15 protein-coding genes are annotated in these 14,561 nt (G+C 68.6%); 2 read left to right on the top strand and 13 right to left on the bottom strand.

Translation table 11 applies throughout. The annotated features are described in order from the left end of the window. Positions 1–24: 24 nt before the first annotated feature. Complete coding sequence (locus AC3ANX_RS04540) at positions 25–1,590, bottom strand: cryptochrome/photolyase family protein (protein ID WP_488335842.1); 1,566 nt, start codon at positions 1,588–1,590, stop codon at positions 25–27. A 74-nt stretch (positions 1,591–1,664) separates the two neighbouring features. Between AC3ANX_RS04540 and AC3ANX_RS04535 the strand changes: the two genes are divergently transcribed. Both AC3ANX_RS04535 and AC3ANX_RS04530 read left to right on the top strand, forming a co-directional pair. Further along, positions 1,665–2,546 carry a toxic anion resistance protein gene (locus tag AC3ANX_RS04535; RefSeq protein ID WP_488335841.1) on the top strand — a complete coding sequence of 294 codons (882 nt, stop codon included), beginning with the start codon at positions 1,665–1,667 and terminating at the stop codon, positions 2,544–2,546. A gap of 373 nt (positions 2,547–2,919) precedes the next feature. Continuing rightward, entirely contained in the window at positions 2,920–3,306 is a 387-nt protein-coding gene (locus tag AC3ANX_RS04530; protein WP_488335840.1) for a hypothetical protein, read from the top strand. A gap of 27 nt (positions 3,307–3,333) precedes the next feature. On the opposite strand, the gene AC3ANX_RS04525 is transcribed toward AC3ANX_RS04530, so the two are convergent. The 12 genes from AC3ANX_RS04525 to AC3ANX_RS04470 all read right to left on the bottom strand — a co-directional run bounded on the left by AC3ANX_RS04525 (position 3,334) and on the right by AC3ANX_RS04470 (position 14,460). Then, positions 3,334–4,125, bottom strand: a complete 792-nt coding sequence (locus AC3ANX_RS04525; RefSeq protein WP_488335839.1) for an AIM24 family protein — start codon at positions 4,123–4,125, stop codon at positions 3,334–3,336. Beyond that, positions 4,122–5,051 carry an HpcH/HpaI aldolase/citrate lyase family protein gene (locus AC3ANX_RS04520; protein WP_488335838.1) on the bottom strand — a complete coding sequence of 310 codons (930 nt, stop codon included), beginning with the start codon at positions 5,049–5,051 and terminating at the stop codon, positions 4,122–4,124. The genes AC3ANX_RS04525 and AC3ANX_RS04520 overlap by 4 nt, the downstream gene beginning before the upstream one ends. Then, on the bottom strand, positions 5,048–6,139 hold the full coding sequence (locus AC3ANX_RS04515; protein WP_488335837.1) for a cysteine protease StiP family protein: 1,092 nt from the start codon (positions 6,137–6,139) through the stop codon (positions 5,048–5,050). The genes AC3ANX_RS04520 and AC3ANX_RS04515 overlap by 4 nt, the downstream gene beginning before the upstream one ends. Next, positions 6,129–6,878, bottom strand: coding sequence for an HAD family hydrolase (locus AC3ANX_RS04510; RefSeq protein WP_488335836.1), 750 nt, complete (start codon positions 6,876–6,878; stop codon positions 6,129–6,131). The genes AC3ANX_RS04515 and AC3ANX_RS04510 overlap by 11 nt, the downstream gene beginning before the upstream one ends. Then, positions 6,875–7,978 carry a phosphoribosyltransferase domain-containing protein gene (locus tag AC3ANX_RS04505; RefSeq protein WP_488335835.1) on the bottom strand — a complete coding sequence of 368 codons (1,104 nt, stop codon included), beginning with the start codon at positions 7,976–7,978 and terminating at the stop codon, positions 6,875–6,877. The genes AC3ANX_RS04510 and AC3ANX_RS04505 overlap by 4 nt, the downstream gene beginning before the upstream one ends. Further along, complete coding sequence (locus AC3ANX_RS04500; protein ID WP_488335834.1) at positions 7,972–9,120, bottom strand: trypsin-like peptidase domain-containing protein; 1,149 nt, start codon at positions 9,118–9,120, stop codon at positions 7,972–7,974. The genes AC3ANX_RS04505 and AC3ANX_RS04500 overlap by 7 nt, the downstream gene beginning before the upstream one ends. 22 nt (positions 9,121–9,142) lie before the next feature. Then, positions 9,143–9,718, bottom strand: coding sequence for a TerD family protein (locus AC3ANX_RS04495; RefSeq protein ID WP_488335833.1), 576 nt, complete (start codon positions 9,716–9,718; stop codon positions 9,143–9,145). 26 nt (positions 9,719–9,744) lie between these two features. Next, positions 9,745–10,323 carry a TerD family protein gene (locus AC3ANX_RS04490; RefSeq protein ID WP_488335832.1) on the bottom strand — a complete coding sequence of 193 codons (579 nt, stop codon included), beginning with the start codon at positions 10,321–10,323 and terminating at the stop codon, positions 9,745–9,747. A 24-nt stretch (positions 10,324–10,347) separates the two neighbouring features. After that, on the bottom strand, positions 10,348–11,427 hold the full coding sequence (locus tag AC3ANX_RS04485; protein ID WP_488335831.1) for a DUF475 domain-containing protein: 1,080 nt from the start codon (positions 11,425–11,427) through the stop codon (positions 10,348–10,350). Between the two features lie 28 nt (positions 11,428–11,455). Beyond that, a complete protein-coding gene (locus tag AC3ANX_RS04480; protein ID WP_488335830.1) occupies positions 11,456–12,631 on the bottom strand; it encodes a TerD family protein in 1,176 nt (391 codons plus the stop codon). 22 nt (positions 12,632–12,653) lie between these two features. Then, positions 12,654–13,235 carry a TerD family protein gene (locus tag AC3ANX_RS04475; protein ID WP_488335829.1) on the bottom strand — a complete coding sequence of 194 codons (582 nt, stop codon included), beginning with the start codon at positions 13,233–13,235 and terminating at the stop codon, positions 12,654–12,656. 226 nt (positions 13,236–13,461) lie between these two features. After that, positions 13,462–14,460, bottom strand: a complete 999-nt coding sequence (locus AC3ANX_RS04470) for an ATP-grasp domain-containing protein (protein ID WP_488335828.1) — start codon at positions 14,458–14,460, stop codon at positions 13,462–13,464. Between the last annotated feature and the right edge of the window lie 101 nt (positions 14,461–14,561).

Below are 14,561 nucleotides of genomic sequence, written 5' to 3'. Positions count from 1 at the left end.
CGTAACAGGCCGCATTGACAGCACTCAAGTCGCCTCCGCCGCGCGTGCCCAGCCTTTCGCGGCTGGCTCCAGCCGGTCGAGGAACGCCGCCGCACTTGCCCTGAGCGCTTCGCGCGCCTCAGGCTGCATCCTGTCCCACGTCCCGTACATGTTGCTCATGCGGCGGTTGCGGCGGAAGCGACGCTCGTGGCGGGCGAGGAAGTCCCAGTAGAGCGCGTTGAACGGGCAGGCATCCGCGCCGGTCTTCTGCTTCACGTCGTAGCGGCAGCGCCCGCAATGGTCCGACATGCGGTTGATGTACGCGCCGCCGCCGGCATAGGGTTTGGTCGCCATTCGCCCGCCATCGGCATGCTGGCTCATGCCGATCACATTGGGTAGCTCGACCCATTCGTACGCATCGGCATAGACGACGAGGAACCAGTCGGCGACCTCCTGCGGGCGCACCCCGGCGAGCATCGCGAAATTGCCGAGCACCATCAGCCGCTGAATATGGTGCGCATAGCCGTGGTCGCGCGTGTTGCGCACCGCTTCAGCGAGGCACAGCATGTCGGTCTCGCCGCTCCAGTAGAACTCCGGCAGCGGCCGTTCCGCGTCCAGCGCGTTGGCGCTGGCGACGTCGGGCATCTCCAGCCAGTAATAGCCGCGCACATATTCGCGCCAGCCGATGATCTGGCGGATGAACCCCTCCGCCGCATTGAGCGGCACGTCGCCCGATGCATAGGCATCGGCGGCGGCTCCCGCGACCTCCAGCGGGGTGAGCAGCCCGAGGTTGAGCGCGGGGCTGAGCCAGCTATGGTAGAGCCAGTCCTGCCCGGTCACCATCGCATCCTGATAGGTGCCGAAATCGGGCAGAGCGGTGCGGATGAAGTGCTTGAGCGCCGCCCGCGCCTGCGTGGCGGTGACGGGCAGAGCGAACTTCTCCAGCCGTCCGAAATGCCCGGCGAACCGCTCCGCCACCAGCGCGAGCACGTCCTGCGTGATCGCATCCGGCGTGAAGTGCATCGGCTCGGGATAGTTGAGCCCGTGCTTGGGCGGCTGGCGGTTCTCCGCGTCGAGGTTCCACTGGCCACCCTCGGGCGTGCCGTCGGGGCGCATCAGCAAGCCGGTCTTGCGCCGCATCTCGCGGTAGAAGAACTCCATCACCAGATCGTTTCGCGCTTGCGCCCAGGTCTGGAATTCGAGGATGCCGCACACGAAGCGGTCGTCGTCCAGCTCATCCACCGCGATGCCGAAGCGCTTGGCCCAACCGTCGATCATGGTCTTCACGCGCCATTCGCCCGATTCGACGATGCGGATCGTGTGTGGCCGATGCCGCTCGACCGCGCGTGCCACCTCGCCGGTGAAGCTGTCGGTGTTGGCGGGATCGTCCAGCGTGACGTAATCGACGCGCCAGCCGCGGCCGCGCAGTTCCTCAGCGAAGTGGCGCATGGCAGAGAAGATCAGCGCGATCTTGCGCTTGTGATGGCGGACGTAAATGGTCTCCTCGGCCACCTCCATCATCAGCACTATCGCCTCATCGCGCGGCACGTCCTGCAACGCGGCAAGGCCGTGCGAGAGCTGGTCGCCGAGAACGGGGATGAGGATCGTCATGTCGCCTGCGCCAACGCGCGGGGTGCCTCCCCGGATGCAACGAATCGCTGCGGCGCGCGCGCGGAGCCGCTAGCATGTGCCCCAAGACGTTGAAGGATCGCGCTTTGTCGAGTGATGTGCCCGCCCGAGACCTGCGCGCCGAGGCGCGGCTGGTGCTGCGGCAATGGCTGGCGAGCGACGAGGCGCAAGTGCTCGCGCGGATCGACGCGCTCGGCCGCCCGGCGATCGCCGCCGCTGCGGAGGCGAGCGCACGGCTCGGGCGTGGCGTCGCGGCGAGCGCGGCGGCGCAGGCAAGCCTCGACGCGCTCCAGACACTCGCGCAGAGCCTCGACGCGCCGGCGCCGGCGCGGGGCAGCTTCTTTCGCCGCAAGCCGGCGGAGGCACCGACGATCACCATCGACGCCCTGGTCGAGCGGCTCGACCGCGAGCGCGACGATGTCGCCCGCTCGCTGATCGTGATCGACACCGATCGCAAGCGGCTGCAAGCGGCGGCCGAGGGGCTGGACGCCGCGCTCGAGCTGGTCCGCGCCTGCGCGCGCGGGGCGGAGGCGGCGGCGCGCGAGATCGCGCCCGACCGGCCCGACACCGCGCGCTTCTTCCGCGATATCGTGGCCGAGCGGCTGCTGGCGCGCGAGCAGGATCTCCTCACGCAGCTTGCGGTGACGCAACAGGGCGTGCTGACGCTCGGGCTGATCGCCGACGGGCAGACCGCACTCGGCGAGGCGCTCGGCCGCGCGCGCGACACCAGCGTCGCGGCCTTGCGCACCGCCATCGCCGCGCGCGCAGCGCTCGCGGGCAGCCAGACCCTCGCCCGCCAGACCGCCGCGCTCGAAAGCACGGTCGGCGCGGCGCAGGACGCGAGCGCGGAGCGTGGCGACGTGCGGCGCATCCTCGACGATGCGCTGACACAGGCGCGCGCGGCGATCGGTGCGGCGGAGGCGGCGCGGCAACGCTGACCACTCTCCTCCCGTTCGTGCTGAGCTTGTCGAAGCACGTGCCTCACGCGCTGCGCTTCGTGGCACGCCCTTGGACTGTGCTCAGGGCGAACGGATGTTGGGTTAGTCAATCCGACTTCCCCCCTCCCGTTCATCCCGAGCGAAGTCCAGGGATGGTCCCAAACGAAGGCGCCTCGACTGCGCTCGGCACGAACGGTGGTGCGGGTAAGCGCGCATATCCAAAAACGGCTCTAGCGCGTTTCCCTGCCCATGCACTACGTAGCGGTTGCGATGGAACTTGGGTGATCGGTTGACGGGATTTCTCGACAGGCTGGCGGATTGGCTAAACGGACCGGCAACGCCCGCGCCTGCGCCACCGCGCGCGGAGCCGCCGGTGGCCAACATCTCGGCTGACGATCCGCGCCTGCCCGAAGCCTCGCGCCCGCTCGTCGCGCGGCTGCTCGGCCTGATCGCCGATGTCGAGGCGCGCACCCAGGCCGACGCGCTGATGGTCTCCGCGCTGACCGAGGTGCGGCAGATGCGCGACAGCCACCTGCCCCGCCTGATCGAAAGCTATGCCGAGATCCCGCCCGCGCACCGTGCCGAAATCTTCCGACAGACTGGTCGCTCGGCCAGCTACAATCTCAATCAGGGGTTCGAGCGGATGATCGAGCGTGTCGAGACGCTCTCCCGCACGCTCGCGCAGGAGGATCTCGACAGTTTCGCCGACAATCTGAAGTTCATCGAGAACCGCTACGGCAAGGACGATCCGCTGCGGTAGGCCGCAAGCGGATCGCCTCTCTACCCCTCACCCCAGCCGCATCGTCGGCGTCAGCCACACCGTGCCGTGCCCGCGAAACAGATAGACCAGCCCCTCGCCGCTGCGCCACGCGTTGCGCAGGCCCCGCACCAGCGGGCGCAGCTCGACCTGCAAACCAGCCGAATACATCAGCATCAGGTCGCCATCGACGATCAGTTCGTCCTGCCCGTTCAGCTCCACCACCTCGACCTCATCGACCGGCACCGGCGATTCGACCGCGAACGCGCCCGCACCAGTCAGCTTGGGCTGCATCAAGCCATTGCCCGACAGGACGCCCGAAACCGAGCGATGCAGGTGCGACGACACCGCGATGTTCGCGTCGCAAGCGTAGAAGGCACCATCATCAAGGATCAGCGAATCCTGCGGGCCGTCCATCGCGGCCAGGATGAAGTGCTTGGTCGTCACCTCGGTCCACACCTCGCCGTAGCCGGCATAGCGGGTCGCGAACGCGCTCTCGCCGGTCGCCGAGGAGGTGATCGCGCGCTGGAAGAAGCCGCCCGCGCCGGCGTTCTTCTGGATGTCGACCTGCAACTTGCCATGCGCATATTGCAGCGCGCCGGGCTCCAGCAGCGCCGCGCCGCCCTCCAGCACGATCCGCACCTGCCGCGCGGTGGCGGCATGTGGCGGGTGGACGTGGATGATCGGGGCGGTGCCGTTGCCTCCGCCGGCCGAAGTCGTCACCGGCGCGGCGAGGACGTGGCTCTTGCGTTCGAACTGATGCACTTCGAAGCGCACGCCGGCGCTTTTCTGCTCGTCGATCTTGGTGCGAAATCCGCTCATATGTCTCCTCCCGAAATCAGGCGCAGCACCGGCTGCGGGTCGGCGATGCCGTACAAAGCGGCACGGGCGAGCAGCCGCTCGGCCCAAGCGCGGTGCGTGGCGGGTTCGCACATCACGCGATCATGCGCGAACACCGCCGGCGCGTCGTCCGCTAGGATCAGCCGCGCCTCCTGCGCCTGATCGGCGGGCACTGCGAAGCCCGCGTGGATCACCGCGATCTGGTCGGGGTGGATCGCGGTCTTGGCGAGCAGGCCGTGCTCGACATCGCGCGCGACCTCCTCGGCAAGCAGCGCGGCATCGCCGAAGCGTTCGAACACCGGCGCGCTGAGTGCGAAGTCCCACGGCGCGAACGTCGCGACGAGACTGCCGATGATCCCGCCGAGCGGCCCTTCATAGGCGGTGCGGCCAGCGGCTCGACGCACACCCATCGCCCGCAGCAGATCGTTGCCGCCGATCCGCAGCGCGAGGATCCGGTCGTGCACCGCCATGAGTTGATCGCGCAGCCGGCGCATCTCATACGGATCGCACGCCTCGCGCGTTTCCAGCGTCGGCATCAGCCGGTGCCGGTCATGCAGCGGCAGCGCGAGATAGGCGGGCATCGAATCGGCATGCGCCTTGGGGATGACGAAGCCGGTCAGCCGCTCGACGCCGGGCATGCACAGCACGTGCTCCAGCATCGCCGCATCGCGCGGACGCACGAACAGCAACGGCTCGGCCGGACCGCCCTCGCGGCTGCCAAGCGTCCGCAGGATCGCGGCGAGGTGCGTCAGCGCAAGCGGCACGTCGCGCTCCAGCACCGCATCCTCGAGGCACAGCACCGCCGAGCGCAGGCCGGGGATGCGGCGCGGCCCGAGCAACGCCTCGGCAAGATCGGTGCGCGTGCACGGCATGTACAGCGTCGCGCCGAGATCGAGCGCGGAGATCACGCGTCGTGCCCCAGGCTGCGGATGATCGCCACCGCCCGGTAGCGGGCGGCGTCGCCGAGCGGCTCGACCGGCACACCGTGCTCGCCCGCGAGATGGAGCAGGTGGGCGACATCCGCATCGGCGCGGTCGCGCACCAGCAGCCGTTCGGGCATGCGGCGCAGCAGCGCGCGCGTCGCCTCGGCGATGCCGGGCTTGATGCGGTTGCGGTCGCGCGTCCCTGCGCGCGCGAGCAGATCGGTCATCATCGTCTCGCATCCCTCGCGCAGCGCCGGGCGGCGCGCCTCATGTCCGCCGATCGACTGCGGCACCGCCGCCGCCGCGTGCGGTGCGATGCCGTCGACGAAGGCGCGCGACAGATCAGCACCCGCATATTGCGGATACGTGACACAGGCGTGGAAGTCGCCCGGCCCCACCAGTTCGGCATTGAGGATCGAGCGGCTCACCAGCCCCGAAACGATGCCGTTGAGCAGCCCGGAGGCGATCAGATAATCGTCGTCGGTCGCGGCGACATCGGCCTGCCCCGCCGGATCGGCGATCACCGCGAGGTTAGGCGCGAAACCGAACGGGTGTTCGACGAGGTCGGCGCGGAGTTGCCCGGCGATCGCGCCCTTGCCGGTCCAGCCGTCGACGAACACCGCGTCGGCGGGGTCGTGGCGGGCGGCGATATGTTCGAGCGCGGCAAGGTCGATGCCACGGTCGCGGATGATGCTGATTGAATAATGGTGTGCTTCGTGCCCCCGTGCGCGCAGCGTCCGCGCGAGCAGCGCGCCGATCGGGGTGCCCGCGCGGGCGAGCGAAACGATTACCACCGGCCGTCCCGGTCGGCGCGCGGCAAGATGCCCGGCGAGGTTCGCCACATCCTGCGCGAGTCGATCGCCGTTACGCGCCAGCGCCGTTTCGTAGAGCGCGAGATAGGTTGTGCCGGGCACGCTCTCGGGCGCGATCATCTCCGAGTAGTGGCGGCGGCCCGACTGGATCGCGGCCTCCTTGTCGGCAATGTCGGTCGGCGCCATCACCACCGGCTTGAGCAGGAAGGTGACGTCGGCGGGATCGTAGCTGCCCGAGAAGCCGCGCGGTTCAGCCAGCATCGAACAGCCCCCCAGCAAGCTGCGAACGCGGCGGCATCATCGCGAAATCGCACAAGCCCATGAACGGCGCGTCGGTGTGGCTGTCCCCCACCCCGATCACCGGCGCATCGGGGAAGCGCGTGCGCAAGGCGGGCAGGATGTGGGCAACGGCGTGCGCCTTGCCGAGGTACGGTGGCATCAGCGCGACGTTGTTGCCGTTGCGATGGTCGGTCCAGCCGAGCGGCAGCGACGGCACGGCAGCGTTCACCACCGCGAACAGCGCGTCGGCATCGGCATCGGCATGCTTGGCGAGCGTGTAGAGCGGCAGGTCGCCCTCCATCAGCACGCGCGCGTTGATCGGGCTCGCGCGGCGCTCCGCCTCGGCCGCGATCGCGTCCGCCAAGGTGGCGAGCGCTCCGGCATGCGGCGCGGCGCGCGCGGCGATCGTCTCCGCCCAGCCGGCATCGACTTCGCCGGTTTCGTCTAAAATCACCCCGCCATGCGCGCACACCGCCGCGCGGAACGGGATGTGCGCGCGGCGCAGCGCGTCGAGGCTGCGCGCGGTGACCGGCACGAGGTGCGTCGTCTCCGCCAGCCATTCGAGGAAGCGCATCTGGCGCGGCGTCGCGTAACTGAGCGGCGAACCGTCCGTGGCGAAACCAAGCGGGGTCAGCCGCTCGACCGGCACGCCGGGCGGGCACTTCCGCAGCGTCTGGAACAGGGTGTCGTCGAGATCGACTAAAGCGATCGCGCGGATCATACCGCCCATCCGATCGGCGTCGCGTCGAGCGCCGCCACCAGCGCGGGGTCGATCGTGCCAGCGCCGGTTTCGTGGCACAGCCAGGTCGCGCGGCCGTCGGACGGGTCGGCGTTGTAGAGGTAATTGGGCACGCCGGTTCGGTAATTGTCGGAAAAGCTGAGCTTGCTCGCCATCGCCGCGCCGACGCGCGCCGGGCTGCGGCTGGTCGCCTGCACCACCACGTCATGGCCCGCCGCCGCCAGCCGCTCGGCGAGGCGGAAGGGCAGATAGGTGAACTCGCCGGTGCCGAGGATGCGCAACGGGCCGGCCACGTCGGGCAGAGCCCCAAGCGGCGGCATCGCGATCGGCTCCGCGATACCGAGCCGTCCGAAATTGCGATGCGTCGCCATCCGCCCGAGCGAGGCGGCCGCCATGTCGAACGCGGCATCGGCGGCGACCGCCTGCCCCTGCGTCCACTCCAGCCGCCCGGAAAGCAGCGCGGCGACCGAGGTCGGGCGCGGCATCCGCGCCTGCCATCCGCGTCCGACCGACCAGTCGGTCAGCGTCGCCACCACGATCGCCTCGACGCCCGGCCATGCCGCGACCAACGCATCGGCGAGGTTGCAGAGCGTCGTGCCTGTCGACACCTCGTCATCGACGATCACCAGCGAACGCGGATCGGGCAAATCGGGGCGGTAGATCAGATGCGCGGAGGCATGGCTGTGCGGCTCCTCGAAGCGACACAGCAACGGATGATCGAGCTGCTGGCGGGTCGAGTGCAGGAAATACACATCGTCGCGCCCGGTGGCGCGGCGCAGTTCCTCGTGTACGCTCTGGCCGAGGCACACCGCCGTCTCGGCGAGGCCGATCACCATCACCGGGCCGGGCAGATCGGCGGGGATGCGCGCGGCGAGATCGCGCACGCTCGCGCGCATCTCCTGTGGTGCTGCGGGCCGATGCCGGCCGAGCACGCGCGACACCACCAGGAAACCGCGCCGAGGGTTCTCGCGCGCGGCGAAGGCGCACAACTGGTCGAGCGGCCATGCCGCCTCCTCGACGGTGATGTCGAGCCGCCCGGTCGGCAGATCGACCGAGCGTGTGTCGCTGGCGAGCGTCAGCATGCGCACGTCACCCGTGCGATCGCATCGCGCGCCTGTCGCACGACGGCGGCGCGACCGATCACCGCGTCGCCATGCGCCATCTGCGGTTCGATGCCGAAAGCGTCGAGGAAACTGAGGATCATCGCGCCCTTGATGCCGAAATTGATGTTTTCCGCCGACCCGCCCGACTGCCGGATGCGGTCGAGGTTGAGCGAGGAACAGACCAGGCCGATCAGATGCCCCGCCATGTCGAGGATCGGCCCGCCGCTGTTGCCGCTGGCGATCGGCGCGGTGAACTGGAACAGGCTGCTGTCGTTGCCGATCCCGCACAAAGCCGCGACATTGCCCGCACTCGCCTGCGGACCCGTGCCGAGCAGCCCCTGCAAGGGAAAGCCGAGCGCCACCACATCCTCGCCGAGGTGCAGCCCGACCTGCGAGCGGAACTGCGCGATGCCGCCAAGCGGCGTGTCGACGCGCAGCAGCGCGAGATCGTTGCGCGTATCGGCAAAGACGATATCGGCAGGCAGCGGCCGCCCGCCCGCCTGCACCGAGACGCTGCCCGCGCCCTCCACGACATGCGCGTTGGTGAGGATGTGGTTGCGCTCGACCGCGACACCGCTGCCGCTCGACGGGCCGGTGCGGGGCGCGCGATCTTCATCGACGCCGCCATGCAGACGCGGGATCAGCCGCGCCACCCATTCGCGATCCACGCCGTGCGCCGCCGCGATCGCCGCCAGCCCCATCGCGTAGCCCTGGCCGTTGGCGGCGATCCGCCAGCCGCCGTGGTGCCGGTAGCATTCGATCAGGATCACCGCCGCATCGGCCCGCGCCCGCAGATCGACCGCGAAACGCAGCGCGTCGCTCGCAAGGGTTACGGTGCGCGCGATCGGCTGGTTGCCGGGATCGAACGCGACGATCAGCAGCCGCTCGACCACGTCCGGCATCGCACCGAGATCGAGGCGCAGCCGCGCACCGTCCTCGAACTGCGCAGCCGGGCGCAGCTCGCGCGTTACCGCGTCGATCGGCGCGAAGCCGGGCGACACTCGGCGGTCCGGCCCCAGCGCGATCAGCGCGAACGTCGGCGCGTCGCCGCCATCGACGGTCAGCCCGAAGACGGGCGTCCCGGCGATAGCGGCGCGCTCGCCCGCGACCAGATCGTGCATGCGCGGACCTGGTCCGCAAGCGTCAGATGTTGACGCCGAACGACTTGGCGAGCGGGCCGAGCCCGCCGGCGAAGCCCTGCCCGATCGCCTTGAACTTCCACTCGCCGTTGTTGCGGTAGAGATCGCCGAAGATCATCGCCGTCTCGGTCGAGGCGTCTTCGGACAGGTCGTAACGCGCGATCTCGGTGCCGCCATCGGCGTTGACGACGCGGATGTACGCGTTCGAGACCATGCCGAAATTCTGCCGGCGTGCGTCCGCCTCGTGGATCGTCACCGCGAAGCTCAGCTTGGCGACATCAGGGGGCACCGCGTCTAGCTTCACCGCGACCACCTCGTCGTCGCCGGCACCCTCGCCGGTCTGGTTGTCGCCCTGGTGGACGACCGCGCCGTTCGCGCCGTTCTTGTTGTTGTAGAACACGAAATCCGCGTCCGAGCGGACCTTGCCGCTTTCATCGAGCAGGAACACGCTCGCATCGAGATCGAACGCGCTGCCATCGGTCACGCGCGTGTCCCAGCCGAGCCCGACGTTGACAGCCTTGAGGCCGGGGGCTTCCTTGCTGAGGCTGACGTTGCCGCCTTTGGAAAGTGAAACTGCCATGTCCTGTCTCCCGTGAATCGTGGATATCAGCCGATGTTGACGCCGTAATTACGTGCCAGCGGAGCGAGCCCGCCCTTGTAGCCCTGCCCGACCGCGCGGAATTTCCACTCGCCATTGTTGCGATACACTTCGCCAAAAATCATCGCGGTCTCGGTCGAGGCATCCTCGGCGAGGTCGTAGCGCGAAATCTCGCGGCCGGTCGCGTCGTTGACGATGCGGATGAACGCGTTGGAGACCATGCCGAAGCTCTGCCGACGCGCCTCGCCCTCGTGTATCGTCACGGTGACGGCGATCTTCTGCACCTCGGCCGGCACGCGCGACAGATCCACCTTGAGCGCCTCGTCGTCGCCCTCGCCCTCGCCGGTGCGGTTGTCGCCGGTATGCTCGACCGAACCGTCGGCGGAGCGCAGATTGTTGTAGAAGATGAAGTCCTCGTCCCCGCGCACCTTGTCGCCGGGGCCGAGCAGGAACGCGCTTGCGTCGAGATCGAAGTCGGCGCCGTCGCTGGTGCGGGTGTCCCAGCCAAGACCGATCAGGATCTTGGCGAGGCCGGGCTCCTCCTTCGAAAGGCTGACGTTGCCGCCTTTGGTCAGGCTGACGGACATGGGTGTTCTCCTGGCTGTAGCGCGTTACAGATGTTCGCCGGTGGCGGAGACCGCACCGGCATCCTCCGCGCGGTTGCTGCGCACCGAGGCGAGGAAGGCGAGGCCGATGAACGCCGCGCCGATCAGTCCGGTCACCGCCTCCGGGATCTCGAATCGCACCGAAAGCAGCATGATCGCGGCAAGCGCGACGATCGCATAGAAAGCGCCGTGTTCGAGAAAGCGATATTCGGTGAGCGAGCCGCGATCGACCAGCATCACCGTCATCGAGCGCACGAACATCGCGCCGATGCCGAGGCCCAAAGCGATGATGAACAGATTGTTCGACAGTGCGAACGCGCCGATCACCCCGTCGAACGAGAAGCTCGCGTCGAGCACTTCGAGGTAGAGGAAGGCGGCGAGCCCCGCCTTGGCGACCGCCGCCGTCGCATCGGCGCCACCGCTGCCTTCCTCATCGTCATTCTCGAGCACCGCGCCGATCGCCTGCACCGCGATATAGGCGACCAGACCGAAGATACCGGCGGTGAGGAAGGTCATCGCCTCGGCCGGATCGATCAGCCGCGAGATGCCGTAGAGCGCGAGCAGCACCAGCCCGATCGCCAGCCCCGAGATCCTCGACAGCGCCGCGAGCGGGCGTTCGATCAGCCCGATCCAGTTCAGCTCCTTGTCCTCATCAAGGAAGAAGGTCAGCCCGACCATGCCGAGGAACGCGCCCCCGAACCCCGAGATGCCGACATGCGCGCTGGTGATGATCCGCTCGTAATTCACCGGATCGGTCGCGGCGAGCTTGATCGCCTCGATCGGCCCAAGCTTCGCGGCGATCGCGACGATCACCAGCGGGAACACGATCCGCATGCCGAACACCGCGATGATGATGCCCCAGGTCAGGAAGCGCCGCCGCCAGATCGGGTCCATGTCGCGCAGCACGGTCGCGTTGACGACCGCATTGTCGAACGACAGCGACGTTTCCAGCACGCCGAGCACGAGGATGATCCACAGGATGCCGAGCGTGCCGGCCAGATCGTGCGTGATCTCCCAGCCGAGGAATGCCCCGATGACGAGGCTCAACACGGTAAAGATCAGCGATCCCTTGAAATATTTGAACATTCTACCCCCGGTTTGCCGCAAGCGGCCTTCAATCCTTACGCCCGGCGACCCATTGCAGCCCCCAGCCGAGCATCTCGTCCAGCACGCGCTGGTCGCGCATATAGTCGACGATGCGCGTCATCTTCAGCTTGCCGCCGTCATTCTCGATCAGCACAACCCCGCATAGGCGGTGATCGTTGCGCCCCTCGGTCATCCGCACCTCGATCGGCGGCTGATCGGGCATGGTGACGAGCACCACGCCATCGGTCTGCTGCCAGTTGGGCACGCCCGAATAGATCGTCGCGAACACCGCGATGCGGCGGATGTCGTTCCAGTGCGCGCCGTTGACGCGGATCGTCTCGCCCTGCGACACGTCGCCGGTGCGATCGTCGCCCGACAGTGCGATGTACGGCGCCTGCGCGAACGATCCGAACGACTTGCCGACCGCCTGCACCGCGCCCTTGCGACCGTCCGCCAGATCGAACAGGCAGCCGAGATCGAGGTCGATCGCGCTGCCGCCGCCGAACAGCCCCTTGCGCCCGCGCGACCAGTTGAGGTTGATAGTGATCTCCCCGAAGCTGGTGCCGCGTTTTTCGAGGCTGACCGTCTGGCCCTTCTTCTCGAGCGTGACCTTGCTGAGGCTGACCGTAGGGGCAGGCGGCGGTGGTGGTGGCGGTGGCGGCGGTGCTGCCGGCGCGGGGGCGGCGTCTTCCGCCACGTCGATCCCGAACGAGCGTGCGAGCGGGGCGAGCCCGCCGTTGAACCCCTGCCCGACCGCCCGGAACTTCCACAGTCCGTTCCGCCGGTACAGTTCGCCAAAGGTCATCGCCGCCTCGCGCGCGCCGGCGAGCACCGGGCAGTAGCGCAGATCGGCCGCATTGCCGCGCGCGGCGACGGTGATCTCCGCGCCATTGAGCAGCGCCAGCGTCTGCCCCCGCGCCTGCGCCTCGTCGATCGTCACGCAGAACACGATGCGCTCGATCTCGGCGGGCAGGCGCGCGAGGTCCACCTCGAACGTGCCGCTGCCGACGCGCGCGAAGCGGATGCCGCCACTTTCGGGCTGGTTGTAGAACACCATGTCGGCATCGCTGCGCACCTTGCCCGCGGCGGTGAGCAGATAGGCGGATGCGTCGGCATCGACCCCGGCCGGCGCCACCCAGGCGAAGGCGACCGTCAGCAGGTCGCCGGGCACGGCCGCGTTGCCGCCTTGTTGCAGATCGGTCATGCGTATTCCTCCCGGTCCGGCGTTACAGCGCGCCGAGAATCTGGCTCATCATGTCCTGAAACGTGCGGCCCGAGGTCCGCTCGCCGAGCGCCTTCATCTCCCAGCCGTCGCCTGAACGCACGATCTTGGCCATCACCTGCCCCGTGTGCGGGCCGGATCCGGTCAGGTCGTAACGCGCCAGCTCCTTGCCATTGGTGGTGTCGACCACGCGGCAATAGGCGTTGGCGATCCGCTCGAAACTCTCGCCGGTGAAGCTGTTGACGGTGAACACCAGCGCCTGCACCCCGACCGGCAGCCGCATAAGATCGACGTTGATCGTCTCGTCATCGCCGTCGCCCGCGCCAGTGCGATTGTCGCCGCTATGGACGATGCTGCCGTCATGGCTGGCAAGCTGGCGGAACCACACCTGATCGACCAGCTTGCGATCACGATCGAACATCAGGCACGACGCGTCGAGGTCGATATCGCCGCCGCCACCGCCGAGCAGCCCGAACAGCCCCTTGGCCTTGCGCACGTCCCAGCCGAGGCCCATCGCCACCCGCGTCAGCGTGCCGCCACCCGTTTTCTCGAGCCGTACCGATTGACCCTTTTGCAGACTAACCAAGCGGCTCTCTCCGTTCTCGAACAGCGTTTCGGCACGTATGCCAGACGATTATGACAGATGATGCGCCCCCCGCAAGAGCCGGGCAAGCGCTTCGTGCGCTTTGTTTTTGCAGACGTTTGCGAACAGCCGACGTGAAGCAAGGAACGTCTCGTCTCATCGGATGATCTACACGGGCGGACGTTCGCCGCGCCAGTGTTTCAGTGTTGCTGGATTGTGTCTGCGCCGGTCATCGGCGCATTTCGGCTTGCACCACCGCGACGATCTCCGCGTCGACGTCGCCCGCGAACGGCCGTGCGTCGCCGGTCACCACGTCGATCCATGTCGTGCTGAACGGGATACCGACCGCATCGCAATAGGATGCTCCGCCGGCCGCGCGCGTGTTGATCTCGAGGATGCGCCACGCGCCGCCGCGATCCTGCTTGTACTGGACGTTGACCGCGCCGTGGAGCGTGAACCGCTCCACCAGTGCGGTCGCGTGGCCGATCAGCGGGTGGCGTGTCTGGATGCGCTGGCGATTGGCGTCGAGCTTGGTGCGCACCGCCGCCAGCAGCGTCCGCCCCGACGCGGCGACGATGTCGACCGATGCTTCGAGCCCGGGGAGATGCTCCATCACCAGCAGCGCGACCGACCGGCCCTGCGCCTCGCCGGCGCGGAGCGCAGCGGCAAAGGCTTCGGGCGTGATCCGACGTGCGTCCGGGTCGGCGAGATGATCGAACGGCCCGCGCGCATCGAGCGTCCAATAGCCCGCCCCGTAGATACCCTTCGACGGTTTGACGCAGGCGGCCGCGCCATCCCGCGCCAGCGCCGCGACCGCCGCTTCGAACGCCGCTGCCGACGCGACCGGGATCGTCGGGCACAGATACGGATCACCCGCCAGCGCCGCGCTGAACGCGGCCTTGTCGTCGAGCAGGTCGAGCGTCGCCGCATCGCCCGCGACGTGCAGCGCGATGCCGGCGGCGGCGAAGCGCCCCCGCACCCGCGCGAGATCGGCGCGGCCGCGCTGCGCGACCACGGCATCGACGCCGCGTGCGACTGCCGTCGCCAACACCCACTCGGCATAGTCGTCCGCGCCGCGCGGCGGCTCCACCCAGAACGCCGGCGCGACGTCGCGAACCGGGGATTGCGGGTCGATCGCGCTGACGCTCAGGTGGAGAGCGGGACGTTCCGCGACGATACGCGCGACGACGTTGCGGAGCGAGAACGCCTGATTGAACCAGATCTTCATGGCACCTGCGGATCGCGGGCACGACGGCATGCGTCAATCACGATCGCACATCGCTGCGCAATCGCGCTCGCATCCCCCGGCGGCTGTGATATGACACCGGT

Source organism: Sphingomonas sp. BRN-1R, assembly GCF_057748035.1.
This window is presented reverse-complemented; position numbering and strand designations above follow the sequence as displayed.

Bases quoted from the DNA above. Each gene is read 5' to 3' on its own strand.
- AC3ANX_RS04540 (WP_488335842.1), bottom strand. From the start codon at position 1,590: ATGACGATCCTCATCCCCGTTCTCGGCGACCAGCTCTCGCACGGCCTT.
- AC3ANX_RS04490 (WP_488335832.1), bottom strand. From the start codon at position 10,323: ATGTCCGTCAGCCTGACCAAAGGCGGCAACGTCAGCCTTTCGAAGGAG.
- AC3ANX_RS04515 (WP_488335837.1), bottom strand. From the start codon at position 6,139: ATGCTGGCTGAACCGCGCGGCTTCTCGGGCAGCTACGATCCCGCCGAC.
- AC3ANX_RS04470 (WP_488335828.1), bottom strand. From the start codon at position 14,460: ATGAAGATCTGGTTCAATCAGGCGTTCTCGCTCCGCAACGTCGTCGCG.
- AC3ANX_RS04525 (WP_488335839.1), bottom strand. From the start codon at position 4,125: ATGAGCGGATTTCGCACCAAGATCGACGAGCAGAAAAGCGCCGGCGTG.
- AC3ANX_RS04505 (WP_488335835.1), bottom strand. From the start codon at position 7,978: ATGCTGACGCTCGCCAGCGACACACGCTCGGTCGATCTGCCGACCGGG.
- AC3ANX_RS04480 (WP_488335830.1), bottom strand. From the start codon at position 12,631: ATGACCGATCTGCAACAAGGCGGCAACGCGGCCGTGCCCGGCGACCTG.
- AC3ANX_RS04495 (WP_488335833.1), bottom strand. From the start codon at position 9,718: ATGGCAGTTTCACTTTCCAAAGGCGGCAACGTCAGCCTCAGCAAGGAA.
- AC3ANX_RS04485 (WP_488335831.1), bottom strand. From the start codon at position 11,427: ATGTTCAAATATTTCAAGGGATCGCTGATCTTTACCGTGTTGAGCCTC.
- AC3ANX_RS04510 (WP_488335836.1), bottom strand. From the start codon at position 6,878: ATGATCCGCGCGATCGCTTTAGTCGATCTCGACGACACCCTGTTCCAG.
- AC3ANX_RS04500 (WP_488335834.1), bottom strand. From the start codon at position 9,120: ATGCACGATCTGGTCGCGGGCGAGCGCGCCGCTATCGCCGGGACGCCC.
- AC3ANX_RS04535 (WP_488335841.1), top strand. From the start codon at position 1,665: ATGTGCCCCAAGACGTTGAAGGATCGCGCTTTGTCGAGTGATGTGCCC.